This is a genomic window from Frankia sp. AgB32, from assembly GCF_023243045.1.
Classification (GTDB): domain Bacteria; phylum Actinomycetota; class Actinomycetes; order Frankiales; family Frankiaceae; genus Frankia.
Genome location: NZ_JALKFX010000038.1, coordinates 25,276 through 48,041 on the forward strand (window position 1 = coordinate 25,276; position 22,766 = coordinate 48,041).

The 22,766-nt window shown below is 72.6% G+C and carries 20 protein-coding genes; 15 read left to right on the plus strand and 5 right to left on the minus strand.

All coding sequences use genetic code 11. The annotated features are described in order from the left end of the window. The first annotated feature begins 36 nt into the window (after positions 1-36). The 4 genes from MXD60_RS13830 (at position 37) to MXD60_RS13845 (ending at position 3,720) form a co-directional block, all read left to right on the plus strand. Positions 37-1,122 (plus strand): BON domain-containing protein, encoded by a 1,086-nt coding sequence (locus tag MXD60_RS13830; RefSeq protein WP_308222471.1) that lies wholly within the window; start codon positions 37-39, stop codon positions 1,120-1,122. After that, the gene (locus MXD60_RS13835; RefSeq protein WP_248819460.1) at positions 1,119-1,910 is read left to right on the plus strand and encodes a metallophosphoesterase family protein; all 792 of its coding nucleotides are present in this window, start codon (positions 1,119-1,121) and stop codon (positions 1,908-1,910) included. The genes MXD60_RS13830 and MXD60_RS13835 overlap by 4 nt, the downstream gene beginning before the upstream one ends. Positions 1,911-3,264: 1,354 nt before the next feature. After that, a complete protein-coding gene (locus MXD60_RS13840) occupies positions 3,265-3,417 on the plus strand; it encodes a hypothetical protein (protein ID WP_248819461.1) in 153 nt (50 codons plus the stop codon). Positions 3,418-3,486: 69 nt separating this feature from the next. After that, entirely contained in the window at positions 3,487-3,720 is a 234-nt protein-coding gene (locus tag MXD60_RS13845; RefSeq protein ID WP_248819462.1) for a hypothetical protein, read from the plus strand. A gap of 45 nt (positions 3,721-3,765) precedes the next feature. Here the strand turns inward: MXD60_RS13845 and MXD60_RS13850 are convergent, their stop codons facing one another. Continuing rightward, entirely contained in the window at positions 3,766-3,990 is a 225-nt protein-coding gene (locus MXD60_RS13850; RefSeq protein ID WP_248819483.1) for an FmdB family zinc ribbon protein, read from the minus strand. A gap of 168 nt (positions 3,991-4,158) precedes the next feature. On the opposite strand from MXD60_RS13850, the gene MXD60_RS13855 reads away from it, so the two are divergent. Continuing rightward, a complete protein-coding gene (locus tag MXD60_RS13855) occupies positions 4,159-5,190 on the plus strand; it encodes an asparaginase (RefSeq protein WP_248819463.1) in 1,032 nt (343 codons plus the stop codon). 39 nt (positions 5,191-5,229) lie between these two features. Here the strand turns inward: MXD60_RS13855 and MXD60_RS13860 are convergent, their stop codons facing one another. Continuing rightward, a complete protein-coding gene (locus MXD60_RS13860; protein WP_248819464.1) occupies positions 5,230-5,733 on the minus strand; it encodes a J domain-containing protein in 504 nt (167 codons plus the stop codon). 132 nt (positions 5,734-5,865) lie between these two features. Between MXD60_RS13860 and MXD60_RS13865 the strand changes: the two genes are divergently transcribed. From MXD60_RS13865 to MXD60_RS13895, 7 genes are all read left to right on the plus strand, one after another. Next, entirely contained in the window at positions 5,866-7,377 is a 1,512-nt protein-coding gene (locus MXD60_RS13865; protein ID WP_248819465.1) for a CoA transferase, read from the plus strand. Between the two features lie 287 nt (positions 7,378-7,664). Further along, positions 7,665-8,837: a branched-chain amino acid ABC transporter substrate-binding protein gene (locus tag MXD60_RS13870; protein ID WP_248819466.1), complete on the plus strand. Its 1,173-nt coding sequence runs from the start codon at positions 7,665-7,667 to the stop codon at positions 8,835-8,837. Positions 8,838-8,982: 145 nt separating this feature from the next. Then, complete coding sequence (locus MXD60_RS13875) at positions 8,983-9,915, plus strand: branched-chain amino acid ABC transporter permease (RefSeq protein WP_248819467.1); 933 nt, start codon at positions 8,983-8,985, stop codon at positions 9,913-9,915. Positions 9,916-10,016: 101 nt separating this feature from the next. Beyond that, positions 10,017-11,489, plus strand: coding sequence for a branched-chain amino acid ABC transporter permease (locus tag MXD60_RS13880; RefSeq protein ID WP_518467933.1), 1,473 nt, complete (start codon positions 10,017-10,019; stop codon positions 11,487-11,489). Beyond that, positions 11,486-12,352, plus strand: coding sequence for an ABC transporter ATP-binding protein (locus MXD60_RS13885; RefSeq protein WP_248819468.1), 867 nt, complete (start codon positions 11,486-11,488; stop codon positions 12,350-12,352). The genes MXD60_RS13880 and MXD60_RS13885 overlap by 4 nt, the downstream gene beginning before the upstream one ends. Next, the gene (locus MXD60_RS13890) at positions 12,352-13,083 is read left to right on the plus strand and encodes an ABC transporter ATP-binding protein (RefSeq protein ID WP_248819469.1); all 732 of its coding nucleotides are present in this window, start codon (positions 12,352-12,354) and stop codon (positions 13,081-13,083) included. The genes MXD60_RS13885 and MXD60_RS13890 overlap by 1 nt, the downstream gene beginning before the upstream one ends. Positions 13,084-13,551: 468 nt before the next feature. Beyond that, positions 13,552-14,472: a LysR family transcriptional regulator gene (locus MXD60_RS13895; RefSeq protein WP_248819470.1), complete on the plus strand. Its 921-nt coding sequence runs from the start codon at positions 13,552-13,554 to the stop codon at positions 14,470-14,472. A 252-nt stretch (positions 14,473-14,724) separates the two neighbouring features. Here MXD60_RS13895 and MXD60_RS13900 read toward each other — a convergent pair whose 3' ends face one another. Next, positions 14,725-15,780, minus strand: coding sequence for a hypothetical protein (locus tag MXD60_RS13900; RefSeq protein ID WP_248819471.1), 1,056 nt, complete (start codon positions 15,778-15,780; stop codon positions 14,725-14,727). A 266-nt stretch (positions 15,781-16,046) separates the two neighbouring features. On the opposite strand from MXD60_RS13900, the gene MXD60_RS13905 reads away from it, so the two are divergent. Together MXD60_RS13905 and MXD60_RS13910 are read left to right on the plus strand one after the other, a co-directional pair. Next, a complete protein-coding gene (locus MXD60_RS13905) occupies positions 16,047-17,867 on the plus strand; it encodes a RecQ family ATP-dependent DNA helicase (RefSeq protein ID WP_248819472.1) in 1,821 nt (606 codons plus the stop codon). A gap of 178 nt (positions 17,868-18,045) precedes the next feature. Beyond that, a complete protein-coding gene (locus tag MXD60_RS13910) occupies positions 18,046-18,900 on the plus strand; it encodes an SDR family NAD(P)-dependent oxidoreductase (RefSeq protein ID WP_248819473.1) in 855 nt (284 codons plus the stop codon). Positions 18,901-18,980: 80 nt separating this feature from the next. Here MXD60_RS13910 and MXD60_RS13915 read toward each other — a convergent pair whose 3' ends face one another. Beyond that, positions 18,981-20,030 (minus strand): LLM class flavin-dependent oxidoreductase, encoded by a 1,050-nt coding sequence (locus MXD60_RS13915; protein ID WP_248819474.1) that lies wholly within the window; start codon positions 20,028-20,030, stop codon positions 18,981-18,983. Between the two features lie 70 nt (positions 20,031-20,100). Continuing rightward, a complete protein-coding gene (locus MXD60_RS29395; protein WP_308222473.1) occupies positions 20,101-21,072 on the minus strand; it encodes a soluble NSF attachment family protein in 972 nt (323 codons plus the stop codon). An 844-nt stretch (positions 21,073-21,916) separates the two neighbouring features. Between MXD60_RS29395 and MXD60_RS13925 the strand changes: the two genes are divergently transcribed. Next, positions 21,917-22,753 carry a patatin-like phospholipase family protein gene (locus tag MXD60_RS13925; RefSeq protein ID WP_248819486.1) on the plus strand — a complete coding sequence of 279 codons (837 nt, stop codon included), beginning with the start codon at positions 21,917-21,919 and terminating at the stop codon, positions 22,751-22,753. Positions 22,754-22,766 lie beyond the last annotated feature (13 nt).

The window sequence follows — 22,766 nt, forward strand, 5'->3', positions numbered from 1 at the left end:
CCCAGAGGTCTGCGGGAGAGTCTGAAACGTGTCGCGGTGACCCTGAAGGAGGCGGACATCCCGTTCGCCCTCGGGGGAAGCTACGCATGTTGGGCCCGGGGCGGCCCCGAGCCTGTTCACGACGTGGATTTCATGCTGCGGGAGGAAGATGTCGCCCGCGCTGTCTCCGTGCTGGCCGCCGCCGGCCTGCGCTCGGTGGATCCGCCGGAGGACTGGCTCACCAAGGTGTTCGACGGCGAGGTGCTCGTCGATCTGATCCATCATCCGGTCGGTCGTGCCGTCACCGGCGAGATGCTGGAACGCTCCAGCGAGATGTCGGTCGACTCGGTGCGGATGCCCGTCCTGGACGCGACGGACTGGTTCGAGATGACCCTGCTGGCCCTGGAGGAACGGTACTGCGATCTGGCCCGCGTACTGCCGATGATCCGGGCGATGCGGGAACAGGTCGACTGGGATCAGGTCCGCCGCGCCACGGCCGCCTCACCCTTTGCCGAAGCCGCCCTGCTGGTCGCCACAAGGCTCAGCCTGATACCCCCCGGAGACGGTCTCGCGTCGACGCCACCTGGCCGCAATGGCGCGAATCGCAAGGCCGGGCGAATCGCGGCGACGGGCACCGGAGTTTCTCCCCATTCCCCGGCGCCGACCAGCCCGCCGGGTACGGCCGAGCCGGCGATCGTGGCCGGCAGGGCGGACACGGCCGCTGACGGGGGTGTGCCGGGTGCTGATTCCCGGCCCGAGGAGCGGGTCGCCACCGCTGGCCGGTCCGTGGCGGGTCAGCCGTCCGCCGGCGCCCCGGGATCGGGATCGGGATCGGCCGGGTCGGGTGCCGGTGCGTCGCAGGCCGCTCGCCGGGCGGTGGACCCGGCCGAAGCCGACGAGTACCTGGCCGGTGACCTGCACGAACTGCTTGCCGAGGATCCGCGGGTGGCGGAGTTGGGGTTGGAAGTGGCCGTCCGGGAGGGATACGTCCTCGTCGAGGGCGAGGTCGCGACGGACGCCCGTCGCCGGGCGGTCGCGCAGGTGATCGCCGAGGCGGCTCCGGGGCATCCGGTGCGCAACGACGTCACCATCACCGGCCGGACCACGGCCGACGGACCGGCGAACGTGGAGACGATCCAATGATCCGAATCGCCGCGGTCGGCGACATCCATCTCGGTACGGACAGCGCCGGGACCTTCGCGCCCGTGCTGCGTGACCTGGTCGGGCGCGCGGACGTGTTGCTGCTCGCCGGCGACCTCACCCAGCACGGCCGGCCCGAGGAGGCCGAGGTGGTGGCGGCCGAGATCGCGCGGGCGGAGATCCCGGTTGTCGCCGTTCTGGGCAACCACGATTACCACGGCGACGCGGAGGAGGAGATCACCGCGATACTCACCGCGGCGGGAGCCACGGTTCTGGAAGGCGCGGGAACGGTCCACGACATCGGCGGTGTGCGGCTCGGAGTGGCCGGGGTCAAGGGGTTTGGCGGGGGCTTTGCCGGAGCGAGTGGCTCCGACTTCGGCGAGCCGCTGATGAAGGCATTCGTCAGACATGCCCGTGATGTTGCGAATAACCTGCTATTCGCGCTGGAAGAGCTGGACTGTGATATTCGCGTGGCGTTGACCCATTACGCGCCGGTGCCGGACACGCTCATCGGGGAGCGGGCCGAGATATATCCCTTCCTCGGCAGCTACCACCTCGCCGAGGCGGTGGATGCCGGCGGTGCCGAACTCGCGCTGCACGGTCATGCGCACGCAGGTTCGGAGCGTGGATCGACGGCAGGCGGAGTACCCGTTCGCAATGTCGCCCGGCCGGTGATCGGAAAGGCCTGTGCGCTGTATGAGATCGGCGTACGGACGGCCATTGATGCCGAACGCGCCGAGGTCCGGACATCACCGCACTCGGCGGATCTCGTCACGCCGGTGACGCCGTGACCCGGGCGGGGGCGGTGTCGGGCCGCGGGCCGACCTGGTTCCTACGGGCTAATCCCACCGGCCCGGACAGGGGAGGCGTGCCGGTCCGGGCTACGGAGTTTCATGACCCGAGTGGGGGATGCGCGGTAGCCGCGCCGCGCGCCCGACGCGTGCCGGAGCCCGAACGGGCCAGTCCTCCGGGCCCTGGATGACCCGCGTGGACCACCCACGTGACGGTGGCCCGCTCGGGCCGCGCAACCGCGCCGCCCATGGTCCGTTTGGGGCATCCGTCCGCGCCCGGGTCGAACGGCCCGCCGAATGCTGATGATCCCGGCCAACACCGGATCAGGTTTGTTTCGTACCGAGCGTGCACATTCCCCGGACGAGGTGTCCGGTCACCTGCACGAGAATGCGGGCGAGGCGGAGGCGAGAACGGTCGGTCAGCGCCCCCGGCGCGGCGGGCCGGGGCGCCCTCGGCTGCGGTCACGGATCGTGGTAGATCATTTTGACGTGCCCGCGAGGGTGGCGGGGGCGCCCCGTGGCTGGGCATCAGGCCCGGCCGCCATGCCACCATCGGTGAAACCGCTACGGGACAAAGAGATTCGCGGCTGCGGAGAAATGTATTTCGCCGGATGAAGACGGCGGCATGACCTCCGCGTGGTTAGGGCACAGAACAGGCATGGGACGCACCGTGCTGGATCGACGGCCTCGTATCGCTACCAGGCGTGACGTCGTCTCCCGAGATGACGCCGCAGCGGACACCGCTCGCCCAGGCCGGCGGGAAGCCCGAGCGGTCGCTGCCGACGCCCGATCGGGCGAGGCCACCTCGTCCCGCCACACCAGCCCGTCCCGTCGCACGGCCCAGCCGGGTCGTGCCGCCCAGCCGGGTCGGGACCTGGCGACGGAACCAGCCGCCCGGCCGGGGGCGGCTGGGCGGAGTGCCGCCGGCTCCACCTCTGCGGTCGCTGTTACGACGACTCCGGTCCGGCCCGCCTCGACTCCTGGCCGTGCCGCGCCGGCGCCGGCCAGCACGGTCGATGACCGGGCCGCCGCCAGAAGGACCGCCGCTGGTCAAGGCGCTGGAAATCGGGGCACTGCGGCCCGAGGTGCTGCGGCCCGGGGAACTGCCGGTCGGGGTGGCGCTGTCCGGGGTGGCGCTGTCCGGGGTGGCGCTGTTCCGGCCACGCGGAGTCGGCTCGCCGGGTCGACCGCGGCGACGGCGGGCGCGGGAGCGGCGCAGGCGGAGCCGGCCAGCGTTCGCCGGCTGGTCATCTGGGGACTGGTCGCGAGCGTCGCGTTCCTGCTGTTCTTCGCCGCGCTCGGGGCGTTCGGAGTCCTCGCGCTCGGCGCACTGGCGGGGCTGTGGTCACTTGGCGTGGCATGGATCATCATCTTCGGGCCGCCGGCCGTCGACGGTCTGCTGCTGCGGGAGCAGTACGCGGCCCTGCGGACCCAGAGCGGGAAAGCGCGAGCGCGGCTGCGTGGGCGCGAGCAGGCCACCAGGGAGCCGCCGGAGCCGGTGGACTGATCGTCCGGGCGCAACGCACCGAGCGTGACCGGCGGCATACCGAGGGTCCACCGGGGGTAGGACGGTGCTATGGGCATGCGTGGGCGCGGCGGGGACGAACGGTGGCCGGGCGCTGGTGGCCTGCTGCGAACTCTGGTCTCCGGCCTGAGCCAGGCCGAACGTGAGGAGACGCTGCGCCTGCTCCGCCGACGACTTGCCGAGGACCGCGCGGCTGCTTTCGACGGCCAGCGGGAACGTCAGGTCGACGTCGGGCCGCGCAGCCGGGCGGCCCGTGCGCCGACGGCGAAGCACGGCGGGGGCTGAGCCCGGGACTGCGCCGGGGTCACCCCCGCCGCGGGACGGGTGCGGTCAGCCGCAGCAGCCACCTCCGCAGCACGCCCCGCCACCGCCGCTGGGCGCGGCCATCGCCGGGGCGGCGGCGCCGCGGCTGACCGCGACCGCGGAGAAGACCCGCGAGGTCTCGGCATGCCCGGCGGGGCAGGCCACCCCGCCGGCCGGGACGGGCTCGCTGATGCTCCGGCGGATCTCGAACGACGCGTCGCAGATCCGGCATCGGTAGTCGTAGGCAGGCATGTCGTCCAGGGTAAGCCGAGCGGCCCGCAGCGGTGACCGCTCCGCGCAACCAGCCGCGGGTCTCGCCATCCGCCGGCGCACATGGGTCGTTACGGGAGTTTCGGCGGCATCTGCGCAGGATCGGCACAACGTCCGCCCTGACGAGCCGCCCGTCGTACGCTGACCTGCATGGTGGTACCGGAGGGTCCCCAGGTGGTCGCCGAGGTCGTCCGCGGGTTGCGCGGTGGTGAGCCGTTCGTGGAGAGCCTCCATCACGGCACGGTCGTGGGGTTGGCCCGAGATGGCTCGGTCGCGCTCCGGGTCGGCGCGCCGGACCTGCCGATGTTCCCGCGTTCGTCGGTCAAGCCGATGCAGGCCGTGGCGATTCTGCGGGCCGGTCTCGACCGGGTGTTCCTGAGCCGGCACGTCCCGACCGACCTGTTGGCGATCGTCGCCAGCTCACACAGCGGCGCGGGACCGCACCTGGTCCGGGTGCTGGAGATCCTCTCGGTGGCGGGCGTCTCGACCGACGCCCTGCAGTGCCCGGCGGACCTGCCGCTGGACGCGGCGGCGGCGCAGGCGCACCTTCGGGCGGGCGGCAGCGCAGAGCCGATCCTGATGAACTGCTCCGGCAAGCACGCCGGAATGATCGCCTGCTGCGTGGCCGCCGGCTGGCCCATCGAAAACTACCTCGCGCCGGACCATCCGCTGCAGCTCGCCGTGCGCGCCACGATCGAGGACCTGTGCGGTGTGGAGATCGCCGGTACGACGGTGGACGGCTGCGGAGCACCGCTGTTCGCCCTGTCGCTGACCGGCCTCGCGCGTGGCCTGCAGGCGATGGTCCAGGCCGAGCGGGGCAGCGAGCGGCGGCGGGTGGTGGATGCCATGCGGGCGCACCCTGAGCTGATCGGCGGGTTGGGGCTGCCCGACACCGAACTGATGCGGGCCGTGCCCGGCATCGTCGCCAAGAACGGCGCCGAAGGGGTCACGGTGGTCGCGACCGCCGACGGTCACGCGGTCGCGGTCAAGATCGCCGATGGCAACGGGCGGGCGGGCATCCCGGTCGCGATCGCCGCGCTCAACCGCCTGGGCGCCCTACCCGCCCGTGACATCCCCGGGCGGACGGAGACCGATATGGCCCAGATCGCCTTCCTGGCGGCGCCGGTCGTGCTCGGCGGCGGGCAGCCCGTCGGCTCGGTGCGCGCGCGGCTGCCTGGCTGAGCCCCGCCCGGGCCACGGCGGCGCGTCTCCTGCCCGGCCTCAGCCCGCTGGTCCGTTCGGGGGGTGCCGGCTGTCCGTGCCCGGCGGTTGGCGAGGGCGGCCCGCGACGGCGACGGCGATGGGCGGGATCACCGCCGCGACCGCGCACATGACCATGGCAGCCGGCAGGGAGTACAGGCGGACGACCGCACCTCCGGAGATGAACAGGGCCAGCGCGATCCCCATGAGGACCAGATAGCGCCGGCGCACCACCGGATCGGCCCCCGGCTGCGGCGCACCGGCCCCGCCCCTCCGACCGGGCGGGGGTGGTGGCCCGGCGGCGCCGGGTCGGGCGGGAGCGGCCAGGCGCTGGTCGTACTGCCGTCGCAGGGTGGCGTCGGCCAGGACGCGATAGGCGACGTTCACCTGGGCGAAGGCCGGCGCGCGGCCGCCGGTGTCCGGGTGGGTCCGCCGCGCGGCGGCCCGGTAGGCGTGCCGGATCTGCTCGGCGGTCGCGTCCGGCGCCACCCCGAGCACGTCGTACAGCGATGGTTCGGCACCCATGCGGCGCCTTCCCGGCCGCCGGCGGGCCACCCCGGTGGGTGGTGCGGCGACACCATGTCACGGCAGTGCGGGACGAGTCGTTACGGTGACAGGCCAGCCGGTGGCGTGGCCAGTATGGGAACTGTGCCCAGCATGAGCGTCGAACCACCCGCGGGCGAGCCGCCCGACACCGCCGCGGACCGCCCGAGCCCGCACTGCTCGCCGCCGCACCGCCCGCCGCCGGGTCCGGCGGTCGGTGACCAGCTCGCATCGGTCGTCGGGGAGCCGGACGTCGCCGGCCGGCTGACCGTGACCGGCCCGCCGGACGTGCTGCCCAGCCTGTACCGGGTCACGACGATCGCCGCCACGGCCGTCGCGGCGGCCGCGGTCGGGGCCGGGCGCCTGCTGGCCACCCGCCTCGGCGGCGGTGACGTGGCGGTGGCGGTGGACACCCGGCATGCCGCCGCAGCCTTCCGCAGCGAGCGTTATCTGCGGACCGACGGGCAGCCGCCGCCAACACCGTGGGATCCGGTCTCCGGCTACTACGCCACCGCCGACGACCGGTGGATCCAGCTGCACTGCAACTTCGCGCACCATCGCGACGGAGTACTGGGACTGCTCGGCGCGTCGAACGACCCGGCCGCCGTAGCCCGGGCCATCCGCCGCCGTGACGCGTCGTCGCTGGAGGCGGACCTTCAGGCTGCGGGGATGTGCGCGACCATGGCCCGATCGGAGCAGGCATGGTCGGCGCACGAGCAGGCCCGTGCGCTGGACGGGCTGCCGCTGGTGGAGACCACCCGGCTGGGGGAGACCGCGGCGGAGCCACTGCCGCCCGTCCGGGCCATACCCGCCTGGATGCCCGCCGGAATGGCGGCCGGGATGGACGCACTGCCTGCCGCCGGGCTGCGGGTGCTGGACCTGAGCCGCGTCATCGCCGGTCCGGTCGCGGGGCGCACGCTCGCCGCCTATGGCGCGGACGTGCTGCGGATCGACGCCCCGCACCTGCCGGAGATGGGCAGTCTGCTGGCCGACACCGGCTTCGGCAAACGCAACGCGTATCTCGATCTGCGGGTGGCGGCCGACGCGCGCCGGCTGCGCAAACTGATCGCCACCGCGGACGTCGTCCTACAGGCCTACCGCCCGGGCGCCCTGGACCGGATCGGCCTCGGGCCCGACGCGGTGGCGCGGCTGCGGCCCGGCATCGTCTACGCGTCCATCAGCGCCTACGGGCGGCGGGGGCCCTGGCGCGGGCTGCGTGGGTTCGACAGTCTGGTGCAGACCGCGTCCGGGCTCGCTCTCGGCGCGGCGGCGGCCAGCGGATCGGCGCGCCCGGTGCCGCTGCCCGCCCAGGCGCTCGATCACGCCACCGGCTACCTCGCCGCCTACGGCGTGCTGGACGCGCTGGCCCGCCGGGTCCGCGAGGGCGGTGGCTGGCACGTCCAGGTCTCGCTGGCCCGAACCGGACGCTGGCTTCAGTCGTTGGGTAGGCACGACACTCTCGCGTCAGTCAATCAGACCGTGGATGACGTCGCGGCGTACCGGGATGTGTTACCGAGCGATTTCGGTGAGTTGTCCTACATTCGTCCGGCGGGGACGGTCGCCGGCGTCGCCCCGCATTGGCAGCGACCGCCCGCGAGGCCGGGTACCAGCCAACCTGCCTGGTAGAGGTACATATCCGCACTCTTTCACCGTAATTGGTCTGTAGTGGGAACTCGGTCTCGGGAAGCCCACGCAGATGAACGGCGGCGCGCCTAACGTCCACGAATGTGTCACTGGTGTAACAACCTGTTGTGGCCGCTTTCGGGCGATCTGCTCGAAGGACTAGGTTGCCGCCATCTCAAGCGCGGCGAACGCGGCCGGCGGCGAGACGTCGGGCGTGCGGGGGCAGCGACACAGCGTGGTCGGGCGACGGCAGTGTGGTCGCGTCCGGCCGAACCGGAGGAGGAACATCGATGGGTAGGCGCCCGCTCCTGGGAGCGATAGCCTTGGCCGCGACGGTGACACTGTCGGCAGCGGCCTGTGGGAGCAGCGGTGGTGACAGCTCGTCCAGTGGGAAGAAAACGATCACCATCGGCTATCAGGGGGTGCTCTCGGGCGACAACCAGCAGCTCGGACTGAACGCGCTGTACGGCATCCGGACCGCGGTCGCGGAGGTCAACGCGGACGCGAGCTCGCCGTTCGAGCTGAAGGTGGTCGAGTCCGACGACGCCGGCTCCGCCGACCAGGGTCCGACCGCAGCCCAGAAGCTGATCGACAACTCCAAGGTCGTCGCCGTGGTCGGGCCGATGTTCTCCGGCGCCACGAAGGCCAGCGAGCCGAACTACACCGAGGCCGGCCTGCTCTCGGTGAGCCCGTCGGCGACGAACCCCGCGCTGACGACGCTGGGCTTCAAGACCTTCTACCGGGTCATCGCGCCGGACACGGTGCAGGGCAAGGCCGCGGCCGACTACGTCGCGACCGTGCTCAAGGCCAAGACGGTCTACTCGCTCGACGACAAGAGCGAGTACGGCACCGGCCTGTCCGGCGCTCTGGAGCCGGAGCTCAAGGCCAAGGGCGTCACCGTGATCCACGACGGCATCAACCCGACCAAGGACTACACGTCCGAGGCGACGAAGATCATCGCTGCGAAGCCGGACGTCCTGTACTACTCGGGCTACTACGCCGAGACGGCGCTGCTGTCGAAGGCGCTCAAGGACAAGGGCTTCGCCGGCAAGGTCGTCAGCGGTGACGGCTCGCTCGACCCGCAGTACGTCGCGCAGGCCGGTGCCGCCGCCGCCGAGGGCACCTACCTGACCTGCCCCTGCGGTGACGTGAACTCCGACCCGAAGGCCGCCGCGTTCGTCGCGTCGTTCAAGAAGGTCAACAACGGCGCCAAGCCCGGCACCTACTCCGGTGAGGCGTACGACGCCACCCTCGCGCTGGCGGACGTGTTCAAGCAGCTGGGCAGCGACGTGAGCCGCGAGTCGGTCCTCAAGGCGTTCCCCAGCGTCAACCACGCGGGCATCACCAAGACCGTCGCCTTCGAGTCCAACGGCGAGGTCAAGGGCTCGAACGTGTTCATCTACCAGGTCAAGAACGGTCAGATCGCCGTGCTCGGCAACACCGCGGACCTGCTCAAGTCCTGACATCGGCGCGGCGGTGGCCGGACACCCGGGTGGTGTCCGGCCACCGCCCTGCCAGCCCGCTGGCAAACCGCTCCGTCCGGCGGAATGCTCTGTCCCACGAACCGCTCTGTCCCACGAACCTTGCCAACTGACGAACGGCCTACGCATGGGTTTCCTCGACCAGTTCTGGCAGCTCACCATCGACGGTCTGATGGTCGGGTCGCTGTACGCGGTCATCGCGCTCGGGTACACGCTGGTGTACGGAGTGCTCCAGCTGATCAACTTCGCCCACAGCGAGGTGTTCATGCTGGGATCCTTCGGCGGGCTGTTCGTGGCCCGCGCGCTGCTGCCCGGGGACGGGTCGGTGCCCGGCGGGCTGGAGTCCGTCGGGCTGGTCGCGATCGGCCTGGGCGCCGGCGCGATCTGCGGCGGGCTCGCCGCCCTCACCCTCGAACGGGTCGCCTACCGGCCGCTGCGCCGCCGCTCGGCGCCCCGGCTGGCCTATCTGATCAGCGCGATCGGCGCGTCGCTGTTCGCCGTGAACCTCGCCGGCAAGGAGTTCGGCCGGCAGAACGTCGACCTGCCCGACCTGTTCCACAACGGCACGGTGTTCAAGCTCTTCGGCGCCGACGTGTCGACCCAGTCGCTGGTCATCTTCGCCGTCGCCATCGCGATGCTCGTCGGCCTCGACCGCCTCGTCGCCGGCACCCGCCTCGGCCAGGGCATCCGGGCGGTTGCCCAGGACGCCGACACCGCCGTGCTGATGGGCGTCGACGTCGAGCGGATCATCATTGTCACGTTCATCGTCGGCGGCCTGCTCGCCGGCGCGGGCGGCTTCCTCTACGCGATGACGTTCAACGCGTCGTACAGCATGGGCTTCGTCCCCGGGGTGAAGGCGTTCACCGCCGCCGTCCTCGGCGGCATCGGGAACGTCCGCGGGGCCATGCTCGGTGGCCTGCTGCTCGGCCTCGTCGAGAGTTATGGTGGCTACCTGTTCCAGGCGTCCTACAAGGACGTCATCGCCTTCCTCGTGCTGGTGGCGATCCTGATGATTCGACCGTCCGGCCTGCTCGGTGAGCGCCTGGGGCGGGCCGCGTGAGCGCCCCGAACGTCCCGGGCCAGCCCTCGCCCGCGAACCCGGGCGACCAGCCGGACCCGGTCCGCGGCGTCCCCGCCGGCGCGGCTCCCGACGCCGACACCATGGCGCTGCGACGCCCCCCGGCCCAGTCCGGGGCAGCGCGCCCCGCCGGTGCCAACCCCACCGACGGCCCGGCGCCCCCGCCCCGCAGTCCTGCCGGCGACTCGGCGGCTGTCGGCCGCGGCGCGCCCGCGGGTGGGGTGGCGCCGGGTGGGCGGTCGCCGTGGCATCCGGCGATGTTGTTCACGCCGGCCCGGCTGCGCCAGCTCGGTGCGCTGGTGCTGGTCGGGCTGCTCGCCGCGGTCGTCACCGGGCCGACGGGCAACTCCGACGAACCCCTGCAGGCCGCCTGGGACTCGATCGCCGATCCGCGGATCGTGCTGTTCCTCATCCTCGCCGTCGCGCTGTGGGTGGTGCTGGTGCTCTGGGCGGAGCTGCGGGGGGTGCTCACCCGGCTCACCGCGCCGGTGCGCGCGCCGGTCGGCGCCGCCTACGGCCGCCGCGGCGCCCCGATCGTCCTGAACGTCGTGCTCCTCGCCATCGCGATCATCGCGCCGCAGGTGGTCTCCACCGCGGCCCAGCAGTCGATGGTCACCGACATCGGCATCTACGCGCTGCTCGCGCTCGGGCTGAACGTCGTCGTCGGCTACGCCGGCCTGCTGGACCTCGGCTACATCGCGTTCTTCGCCATCGGCGCCTACACCACGGCCTACTTCACCTCGCAGTCGGCGATGCCGTGGCACGCGCCGTTCACGCTCAACCCGTTCTTCGTGTTCCCGATCGCGCTGGTCCTCGCCGCGCTCGCCGGTGTCATCCTGGGCGCGCCGACCCTGCGGCTGCGCGGTGACTACCTGGCGATCGTCACCCTCGGGTTCGGGGAGATCATCCATCTGGTCGCCAACAACGCCGACGGCATCACCAACGGGGCCCGGGGCGCGTTCGGCGTGCCGCACCTGTCGGTCCACCTGCTCGGCCTCGACTACACGTGGGGGATCGATCCCAAGCCCTACTACTACCTGCTGCTGGCCATCGTCGTCCTGGTGATGATCGCTTTCGGGCGGCTCGAACGGTCCAGGATCGGCCGGGCCTGGGCGGCGATCCGGGAGGACGAGGTCGCCGCCGAGGCCACCGGGGTGGCGACGCTGCGGCTGAAGCTGCTGGCCTTCGCGATCGGCGCGTCGGTGTCCGGCTTCGCCGGCGTGATGTTCGCGTCGAAGCAGTTCTTCAACCCGCAGTCCTTCAGTCTGCAGGCGTCGTTCTTCGTCGTCGCGGTGGTCATCTTCGGTGGGATGGGCTCGCGGCTCGGCGTCGTCGTCGGCGCGGTGGTGCTCCAGGGCCTCGCCTTCTACCTGCGGGACAAGGTCGAGCCCGCGGACCGTTACATCTACTTCGGGGCCGTCATCGTGATCATGATGATCTTCCGTCCGCAGGGGCTCGTGCCGTCCCGGCGCCGACGGCGCGAGATCGAGCTGTCCGAGGCCGGGATCGGCTCCGCCGACTCCCTCGGCTCCGCGCCCGCCGGCGGCCGGCCGTGAGCCCCGGCGCCGGTGACGACACCGGTGACCTGGTCGTCGAGGCGCGTGACCTGCAACTGCGCTTCGGCGGCGTGACGAGCCTCGACGGCGTCTCGCTCCGCCAGCGCCGCGGGGAGATCCTCGCCGTGATCGGCCCGAACGGCGCGGGCAAGACCTCGCTGTTCAACTGCCTCACCGGGGCGTACCGGCCGCAGCACGGGTCGGTCACCTTCTGGCCGTCCTCCGGCCGCCCGGCCGAACTCGTCGGCCGCCGTCCGCACGCGATCACCCGGCTCGGGGTGGCCCGGACCTTCCAGAACATCCGGCTGTTCCCCGCGCTGTCCGCGCTGGAGAACGTGCAGATCGGCACCGAGGTCCGGCAGCGTTACGGCGCGGTGAGCGCGATCCTCGGGCTGCCACACGCGCGGCGCGCCGAGCGGGACGGCGTGCGTCGCGCGGGCGAGCTGCTGGACCTGGTGGGCCTCGGGCACCGCACGCACGAACTCGCCGCCTCCCTGCCGTACGGCGAGCAGCGCCGGCTGGAGATCGCCCGCGCGCTGGGCACCGGCCCAGGCCTGCTGCTGCTCGACGAACCGGCCGCCGGCACCAACCCGGCGGAGAAGCGCGACCTCGCCGCGCTGATCACCCGAATTTCCGGCACGGGTGTGTCGGTGCTGCTCATCGAGCACGACATGACCCTGGTGATGTCGCTGGCGACGTCGGTCACCGTGCTGAACTTCGGCCGGGTGATCGCCCACGGCACGCCCGGCGAGGTGCAGCGCAACCCCGCGGTCATCGAGGCGTACCTCGGCGTCGCCGACACCACCGGCGACGCCGCACCCGCTGGCGGCGTCGACGCCGGGACGCGCAAGGAGCTGCGCTGATGCTGCTGACGTTGACGGACGTCGAGGTCGCCTACGGGGCGGTGATCGCCCTGCGCGGAATCAGCCTGGAGGTCGGCGAAGGAGAGATCGTCACCCTGCTGGGCGCGAACGGCGCCGGCAAGACGACCACCCTGCGCACGGTCTCCGGGCTGCTGCGGCCCCGGTCGGGCGAGATCCTGCTGGACGGCCGGCCGCTGTCCGAGATCCCCGCGCACGACCTGGTCGCCCGCGGGGTCAGTCACGTGCCCGAGGGCCGCCGGGTGTTCCCGAGTATGAGCGTCCGGGAGAACCTGCTGATGGGCGCCTACCGCGACCGCCGCCACACGCGCGAGGATCTGGAGCGGGTGTACGGCCTGTTCCCGCGGCTGCAGGAACGGATCGGCCAGGCCGGCGGGACGCTCTCCGGCGGAGAGCAGCAGATGCTCGCCATCGGGCGGGCGCTGATGAGCCGGCCCCGGTTGGTCCTGCTCGACGAGCCGTCGATGGGCCTCGCGCCGATGGTCGTCCAGACCATCTTCGAGGTGATCGCCGAGATCAACCGGGACGGGGTCGCGGTGCTGCTGGTCGAGCAGAACGCGGCCAGCGCCCTGCGGATCGCCGGCCGAGGCTACGTGCTGGAGAACGGCCGGGTCGTACTCGCGGACAGCGCCGCCGGCCTGCTCGCCGACGACCGGGTCCGCCAGGCCTATCTCGGCGAGGACGTCGCCGCCGTCGGCGACCCCGCGCGCTAGGCCCGTCCTCGTCCCCCGTCGATCTTGACGATTCGTGGGGTGTGGTGTCGGCGCGATCGCGGCTGGGATCGTCGTGCTGTGGATCTTCGTGTGGGTGGTCGAAGATCCACGGAAGGCGCTGATCCCCGCCGGCTGCGGGCGGCGTTCGCCCAGCCCGCCCACGGTCCGCCGCCACCCGGTCCCCCGCCACCCGGGCCGCGGCCGGTTCCGCCGCGTTCGTCGAAGTCGCCGGGAAGGCCGAACTCGTCCCGGCCGGGGAGCCTGCTGTCGGGGCCGAAGCCAAGGCCGGAGCCGGTGCCGCGGCGGGCCCAGTCCCTGCCGTCGCGGGTGTCCGGCCCCCACAGCCAGGCAGCGAGGCCGATGATCGTCGCCGCGGTCAGAATCACGTAGCTCATGGCCCTTACCATTCCGATCGCGGGATGTGCAGTCCAGCTAATTTCTGTGGACCTGACTATTAAGATTCCCTGCATGATCGATGTGCGCCGGCTGCGGCTGCTGCGGGAACTGGACACTCGGGGGACGGTCGTCGCGACCGCGGCCGCCCTGCACCTGACGCCGTCGGCGGTCAGTCAGCAACTCGCCGCGCTCGCGAAGGAGACCGGTGTCCGGCTGCTCGACCCCGCCGGCCGTCGGGTGCGGCTCACCCCGGCCGCCCGGGTGCTCCTGGAGCACGCCGACATCCTGTTCGCCCAGCTCGAACGGGCGGAAGCTGATCTCGCGGCGTTCGACGAGGGCCGGGTCGGGACGGTCGCGGTGGCCGCGTTCGCCACGGCGATCTCCGCGATCGTCGCCCCGGCGCTCACCGCGCTGCGGGAGAGCCGGCCGCGGTTGCAGCTGCACGTGACGGACGTCCCCGAGCCCGAGTGCTTCGACCTGCTGCTCGCGGGCGACCTCGACCTCGCGCTGAGCATCACCCACGCGGCGGCGCGTCCCGCCGATCCGCGGCTGCTGCAGATCCCACTGCTCGACGACCCGCTCGACGTCGCGCTGCCCGCCGACCATCCGTGCGCCTCGGCGCCGGCGGTCTCGCTGGAGTCGCTCGCGGCGGAGGACTTCATCGTCAGCCGGCCGGGCACCGCCTGCCGCGAGGTCGCCCACTCCGCCTGCGCGGCGGCCGGCTTCGTCCCGCGGGTCTGCCACAACGCCGACGACTTCGCCGCGGTCCTCGGCCTGATCGCCGCGGGCTGCGGCGTCAGCCTGATCCCCCGGTTGGCGCGGCTGTCCTCGACACCAGAGGTGGTCATCCGCCCGATCGCGGGCCGGGCGCCGGTCCGGCCGATCTTCGCCGCCGTCCGCCGCGGCTCCCAGCAGGCCCCCCACCTGTCCGCCGCCCTCGCCGCCCTCGTCGCCGCCGCCCGCGCCCCCGAACCGTGCGCCGCCACCGGCTAGGTCGCGTCCGGGCGATCTTGCTGGTGGGCGAGTCGTCTCTGGGTGTGCTGTGGCCCGGCCGGTCGGCCGGTCGGTCGGCTTCGGTGGAGGCGCCGGCTGTGCTGCCGGTCAAAGGTCACGGTGAGCGACGGCAGTCAGGGGTCGCTGCGATTCAGAGGGACCACCCCCCGCAGCCCCGCTGCGGGGAGTAGCGGTCAAGGGTCCGGCTGCCCCTAGCATGATCGGCCGGACACGACCCAGGTGCGCCGCTGGTCAGCGGGGGGCGTGCACGCCGTGGCTCTGGATGGCGCCGCGGGCCTGGGCCAGGGCCGCGGGGGAGGCGTTGATGTTGTCCTGGTCCATGAAACTGAAGGCGAACAGGCCGTTCTGGCTGAGCTGGCGGGGGGCGTCGCCGGACAGCAGCGTGTACATGTCCGCCGTCCACGTCGACGGGGAGCCGGACTTGAAATGGGCGAGCATGACCGGGCCGTACTGGCCGAGCTGCCCTGTCATCGCCACGACGTCCGGAGCATTCGGGTCGTCGCCCATCGCCTGGAAGCTCTCGAAGTCCGAGGCTCGCATCACGTCCGCGAAATGGGGGAACATCGACCGGCCGGCGCCGGTCGCGGGGTCGTCCCAGCGGTCCTGCCAGCCGCCCCAGCCGAGGGAGACCCGCGCGTTCGGCGCGCCGTCGTGGAAGATGCGCAACGCGGCGAGGTACTGGTCCTGCAGGGTGAGGTAGTAGTTCGTGGTCTCGGGGCTCGCGGCCCACGCGTTCGGCTGGCACGGGTATGTCTGGAACTCGGTGAAGAGGGTGACGTAGAGGGCCGGGCCGTCGGCGGGGCCGGTGAAGATCGAGGCGAGCTCGCGGGCGTCGTCGAGGAACGAGCTCGACAGCGGGTACTCACGGCCGCAGGCCGGGCCGTGCGGGGTCTGAAAGGAGCTGGTCGCGCCGGTGCCGTCGAGCCAGACGATGAGGTGGATGCCGTGGCCCGACCGGTAGACCTGGGGGATCAGGTCGGCCTTCCACTGGCGCAGGAAGCTCAGGTCGCTGTGGCCGTTGAACCAGGTGCTGTAGAAGTCGAGGTCCTGGGCCAGGGGGGAGTTCTGGGCGCTGTCGAGCCCGGGGCCGAGCCCGAAGCGCAGCTTGCCCGGCGGCGTCGCCGGCACGGGGCGGACGCCCGCCGCGAGCGCCCGGCGCGCAGCCGCGCCCGCCTGCTCGTCGTCGGCGCCGGTCCCGGCCGGGGCGGAGGACGTCGCGTCGCCGCCGGTGGAGTCGGCCAGCACGTGGGCGACCAGCACGAAGGCGACCGCAGCCACGGCCAGCATCGCGATAATCGGCACAAGCTGTTGTCGGACTCTCCGGCTACGCATCAATACTGTCCTTCCGCGACGAGCCGACCGGTAGTCGCACGACTGTAACCGATCAGATACTTTCCGAAGTCGCGGCTGGCTGGCGAGTTGCGCCGGCGGGGCCGGAACTGCCCGCCCCGGTTTTGACCCGGTCGGGCGAGGGGCTTGGTCGGGCGAGGATTGTCACCTTCGTGTTCGCCGGAGGGTGCTGTTCAGCGGGGACGGGGTACGCCGTGGGGACCATGAAACGTCGTGATCGAATCGCAAGACTGCTGTCCGGCTGGCTGCGTGGCGCGCCGGCGGTCCCGCCGGACGACAAACCGGCCCCGTCCTCGGGCACCGAACCGTCTCCCGGGGCGGCTGCGGCCGTCGCGGAGGAGGAACACGACGAGCTCGGTGATCTGCTGGAGCTGGTCGCCGCGGAGGGCTTCGGGTTCGCCGAGCTGCGCGACGGTCAGCTCGACGCCATGCGGGCGATCCTCGAAGGACGGGACACGCTGTGCGTGCTGCCCACCGGTGGCGGCAAGTCGGCGGTCTACCAGATCCCGGCGCTGCTGCGGGACGGTCCGACTGTCGTGGTCTCGCCGCTGATCGCCCTGCAGCGGGATCAGGTGCGCAGCCTGTCCGAACGCCTGTCCGGCCTGCTCGGCGAGCCTGCGGTCGCGGCGAACTCGGACGCCGGCGCGGCGGCGCGGCAGGCCGCGTTCGACGCGGTCCGCCAGGGCCGCACCGAGTTTCTCTTCCTGGCCCCGGAGCAGTTGGCCCGCGCGGACGTGCGGGCGGCGCTGCGGGAGGCGCGGCCGTCCCTGTTCGTCGTCGACGAGGCGCACTGCATCGCCTCCTGGGGGCACGGTTTCCGGCCCGACTACCTGCTCCTCGGCCAGGTCATCGAGGATCTCGGCCGGCCGACGGTGGTGGCGCTGACCGCCACGGCGGCACCACCGGTGCGCCGCGAGATCCGCGAGCGGCTGCGGATGCGGAACGAGGTCGAGGTCGTCCGCGGCTTCGACCGGCCGGAGATCTTCCTGTCGGTGGTGTCGTTCACCGACGAGGACGAGAAGCGGGCCCGTCTCGTCGAGCGCATCGCGGCGGAGACCAAGCCGGCGCTGGTGTACGCGGCGACCCGGCGGGCCACCGAGGAACTGGCCGAGGAACTCGCGGGCTTCGGCCTGTCCGTCCACCCGTACCACGCCGGCCTACGGGCCGCCGTGCGCCGGGAGGTCGAGGCCGACTTCGCCGCGGACCGGTGCGACGTGGTGGTCGCCACCACCGCGTTCGGGATGGGTATCGACAAGCCGAACGTCCGGGCCGTCATCCACGCCGACGTCGCCGACTCGATCGACTCGTACTACCAGGAGATCGGCCGGGCCGGGCGGGACGGCGAGGCCGCGGTGGCCTGCCTGTTCTACCGGCCGGAGGACCTCGGGCTGCGGCGCTTCTTCGCTTCCGGGCGGGTCGACGAGACCGCGCTGCAGCGCGTCGCCACGCTGCTCGGGCACGCCGAGGGACCGGTGACCCCGAAGGAACTGGCCGCCGCGGCCGACCTGCGCGACTCGGCGTTGACCCGGCTCGTCGACCTGCTGGCCTGCGCGGACGTGGTGACGATGCACGAGGACGGCCGGGTGGCCGCGCGGGCGGACGCCCCAGAGCCGCCGGAGGCCGCCCGCCGGGCGGCCGCGGTCGCCGAGTCGCGGGTGGAGATCGAGCGCTCCCGCGTCGAGATGATGCGCGCCTACGCCGAGACCCGGGACTGCCGGCGGGTCTTCCTGCTCACCTACTTCGGTGAGCCGACGTCCGGGCCGTGCGGGAACTGCGACACCTGCCTGACGGGCCTGCCCGAGCAGCGCCAGGCCGAGCAGCTGCGGGCCGACCAGCGCCGCGTCGAGTCCGGCGAGGGCGAGGCGCCGTTCCCGGCGGGCTGCGCCGTGCGGCATGTGTCCTGGGGCGCGGGCCAGGTGGTGCGCGCCGAGGACGACCGGATCACCGTGCTCTTCGACGACGTCGGTTACCGAACGCTGTCGGTGGCCGCTGTGCGCGAACGGCACCTGCTCGACCAGGTGTAGCCCGGTCGGGCCACGCGCCGTCGTCCGCCACCAACGGGCCCGTACCTATCGGTGTCCCGCCCTGCGGTCGGATATTAGGTCTGGAGCGACATATTCAATGATGTCGCTATCCGGAAACCGTTCTGGGTCGCGCGGGTGACCCGAACACGGTCACGCGCGCGGCCGAGCAGGGAGGACCATGGCCGCGGAAGCGGATTTGAAGTTGAGCACCGCGCTGGTCACCGGGGCGTCGTCGGGCATCGGCGCGGCGTTCGCCGAGGCGTACGCGGCGCGGGGCGCCCGGCTGGTGCTGGTCGCGCCGGCCGAGCCGCGGCTGCGCCAGGTCGCCGATGGGCTGCGCGAGCGTCACGGCGTCGACGTGTACACCGTCGCCGTCGACCTGGCCGAGGAAAGCGGCCCCGACCAGCTCGCCAAGGCCGTCGCGGAGATCGGCCTGGAGATCGACATCGTGGTCAACAACGCCGGGTTCGGCACTCGCGGCGCCTACCACGAGCTGTCCGCGGACCAGGACCACCGCGAGGTCATGCTGAACGCCGTGGCAGTCGAGCGAGTGGCCCACCTGTTCCTGCCCGCGATGGTGGCGCGGGGCAGCGGCACGCTGATCAACACGTCGTCGACGTCGGCCTTCCAGGGCGTCCCGTACATGGCCGTGTACGGCGCCACGAAGGCGTTCGTGCTGTCCCTGTCGATCGCCCTGTGGGCCGAGTGCCGTCCGCGCGGGGTCCAGGTGCTGGCGCTGTGCCCGGGGCCGACCGACACCGACTTCTTCCGGGTGCTCGGGTCGCGGATGTCCGCCGGCGGGCGGCTGCGCACGACCGACGAGGTGGTGGCGGCGGCCTTCCGGGCGCTCGACCGGGGCCAGGCGTATGTCATCGACGGCCGGCTGAACTACCTGACGTCCAACGCCTCGCGGTTCCTGCCGCGCGGCCTCGTCGCGAAGATCACCGAGCGGACCCTGCGCTCCGGTTCCCTGACCGGCCCGCGTCACGGCCACGCCGCCGGCCGCCGGTTCGGACTACGCCGCGCCGCCTGACCGGTCTACTCCCGACCTGGCACGGCCGGCCTACCCTCCCGGCCGTGCCCGGACGCCCGGACGCGGTTCAGGCCGATCCGTCAGCCCACGCCCACGCCGGCCGGGTCCGCCGGGGCGAGGTCGCCGATCTCGGCGACCAGTTCGAGGGAACGGACGCGGTCGGCCGGCTGCTGGGTATTGGTGACGATCATGATCTCGTCCGCGTCGGTCGCGTCGAGCAGCGCGTCGAGGCCCGCGCGCACCGTCATCGGCGAGCCGACGATGTGCGAGGACGTGATGTTCTCCGCCGCCGCCCGTTCCTGCGGAGTCCAGGGATGGTCGGCGGCCTCCTGCGGCGACGGGAACATGCCGGGACGGCCACCCCGCAGCCGCAGCATCGCCAGCCGCACGGGCGCCTGCAGCCACTGCGCCTGATCGTCGTCGTCGGCGCAGATCACCGCGGTGGCGACGATCGCGTACGGCCGCTCCCGCCCGGGCGACCCCCGGAACGACCGGCGATAGAGATCGAGCGCCGGGATCGTGTTCGCCGCGCTGAAATGGTGGGCGAACGCGAACGGCAGGCCGAGCATCCCGGCGACCTGGGCGCTGTAGCCGCTGGACCCGAGCAGCCACAGCGGCGGCGTCGGAGCCTGTGGAAACGCGGCCACGCCGTGCATTGGATGGTCCGCCGCGAACGCGCCACCGGCCAGGAAGGTCGTGAGCTCGGCCAGCCGGTCGGCGAAGTCGTTGACCGCGAGCGACCCCGCGGCGCGCCGCAGCGCCCGCGCGGTCGCCGGGTCGGTGCCCGGGGCCCGGCCGATGCCCAGATCGATCCGACCCGGGAACAGCACGCCGAGCGTCCCGAACTGCTCGGCGACGGCGAGCGGCGCGTGGTTGGGCAGCATCACCCCGCCGGAACCCACCCGGATCGTGCTCGTCGCGGCGGCGACCTGCCCGATGAGCAGCGTCGTCGCCGAACTCGCGATGCCCGGCATCCCGTGGTGCTCCGCCAGCCAGTACCGGGTGTAGCCGAGCTGCTCGGCGCGCCGGGCCAGCTCCAGCGACCCGCGGATCGCCTCCGCCGGGGTCACACCGGTGCCGACGGGCACGAGGTCGAGCACGGACAGCGGGACGCAACGGGTCGGGCTCACGACAGGCCGCAACACGAGGTCGGCGGCGTCTCTTCCCGGTAGCGATCCGCTCGCTCCCACCAGGTCGGAGTCAGCTTCCCACCGTCTCGATGTAGTCCTCGGCTACCTCGTCCAGCGGGTCGGCCGGGTGGCCGAGCGCACGGCGCACCCGCCGGCGGCCGACGAGCAGGAGATCGAGCAGGAAGTCCGGCACCGGGGACCCCTCACAGCGGTGGTAACCCATCGTGAACCAGGTGTGGGCGTCCTGCAGCAGGTCGACGGCCTCGAGGCTCTCCGCGACGGCCTCGTAGACCCCCGGGTCGGTCGAACGGGACGCCTTCAGCTCCGCCCGCAGCTCCGCCGCCTCAGCACTCTGCCCGCCGCGCAGCAGCCCGTCGTGCAGCCAGACCCGCGGATCCACCGGGCACGCACCACCGTCGTCGACGGCCACCCGGTAGCAACGGACCGCCTCGGCCCAGTCCTGCACGAGCCCGAACTGGCTGCCCGCATCCACCATCAGCGAGGCCCGGGACACCGACTCGCCATGGTTCTCCGTCCGCTCGGCGAGCTCCTCCAACGTGGCCGCAGCCCCTCGATGATCGCCGCTGCCGGCCGCCCGGAACACGATGTCGTCCACGTCGTCGTCGGTAAGCATGCGCCACATTCTCACCGCTCGGCCCCCGTTGTCCGCACCCAGCCCGCGCGCCTCGCGGCCCACCCAGGCATCACCGGCCGCCGACCCGGCCGGCGGCAGCTCGGCCCAGCTCATAGACCTCGCCACCAGCCAGCGCCCTGCCCGGCGGCGATGTGTCGCCGGGTCGGGTGTGGGCCAGGGGAATGAGTTCGGGGGCGAGGAACGCGAGTTGGTCGAGCAGGGCGGCGGACCGGCACGGTCGGCTTCGAGGCGGGTACGGGCGGCGGTGACGGTCGCGGTGAGCCCGGGATGGTGCGGGGTGTCGTCGGCGAGGATCAGGTGCGGCTGGGCGGCCCCGACCCCGACCCGGGCCACAGCGGAGTCGCGGCTGGTGACCAGACCGCGACCCGGCTCACCCCGCCGTTGCACTGGTCGTGCATGTGGTCGAGAAGTTCATCCCGGTCGGTGAACAGCAGATTCCGTGCCGGGACATTCCACCCCTCAGGCAACCGACCGGGGAACACGGTGCTCGTCGGCGCCGCGGCAGCGGTTCCCGGGAAACCATCCGAGCGGTACACCCAACCCGACGATCAACCGCGCGCGGCGTGCCAGGCCCGGTACGCCCGCCAACTGCTTCCATCGAACCCGAGAAGTATTCGTCGGACGTAGGAGATTCGATTCCCAGCGGCATTTTCCACCCGACCAGGACGTCCTGCCATGACTACCGACCGAACCCTGATCGGGATCGATGGGGGCCAGGTCGACATACCCGGTGGCTGGCGGGGCGGCGCCTTCCTCCGCGAACCGAGTGGACTTCTTCGTCTCCTGCACCGGGGCGGATGAGGCGTGGACGCCGCCGACTGACCCCGCTGCGGACCGCCGACTGCCGAATTCCAGCCGTCCTGAGCACGGTCTCCTACCGGGACCTTTTCGAAATTGCGGAGGCCACCGCCCGGCGGCGGCTGATCGAAGCAAGTCGGCCTGGCACGCCCGGTCCGGCTCGGTGGGGCGAACGCGGGGGGCCGGGACGGGTCACCGGAGGAGGATCGGGTAGGGAGCGGATCGGTGCCCGGTGCCTGGTCGGCCCCGGCGGTGGGCAACGGAGGTACGGATGACGGCGGCCGAGGACGCGGACGACGGCGATGCGCCGGCGGCGGACGGCGACGCTGTGCCCGCGCCCTCGGGTGACGGGGTCCCGGCGGCGCGTGCGGCGATCAACGCCAGCAAGGGCGCGGGAACCGGGGGAACCGACGGAACCGGGGGAGTCGGCCCGGTGGCCTTCGTGCTCGGGGGTGGGGGCATTCTCGGGGCCAGTGAGGTCGGGATGCTGGCCGCGCTGTTCGACGCGGGGATTCTGCCGGATCTGGTGGTCGGGACGTCGGTGGGCGCGATCAACGGGGCCGCGGTGGCGGCCGAGCCGTCGCAGGCCACGATCGAGCGGCTGACCGACCTGTGGTCGAAGCTCAGCGTCACCGACGTGTTCGCGGGCGGCCCGGCGCAGCGGCTGGCCACCGTGGTCCGCCATGGTCACCTGCATTCCAACGGGCCGCTGCGGATGCTGCTGAACACGCATCTGCCGCCGGTGCGGATCGAGGAGCTGGCCGTCCGGTTCCAGTGCGTCGCGGCCAGCATCGAGCGGGCGGCGGCGCACTGGTTCGACGCCGGGCCGCTGGTCGACGCGGTGCTGGCGTCCTGCGCGGTGCCGGCGCTGCTGCCGCCGGTGCGCATCGGCGACGAGCATTTCATCGACGGCGGGATCGTCGACAGCAATCCGGTCGGGCGGGCCGTGGAGCTCGGCGCCCACACCGTCTACGTGCTGCACGTCGGGCGGATCGAGCGGCCGTTGCGGCCGCCGCGCTGGCCGTGGGAGGCGGGTCTGGTCGCCTTCGAGATCGCCCGGCGCCGCGGGTTCACCGAGGCGATGGCGCGGCTGCCCGCGGGGGTCGCCGTGCATGTGCTGCCGGTCGGTGATCGGGGCGCACCGCTGGTTCCGCTGCGCTACCGGTCGACCGGCGGGTTGCTGCGGCGTATCGAGGCGGCCCGGAAGGCCACTGCGGCCTACCTCGACACGGCGGCGGACGGTTCGGTGCACCGGGTCGACGTCGGCTGAGAAGGGCGGGGAT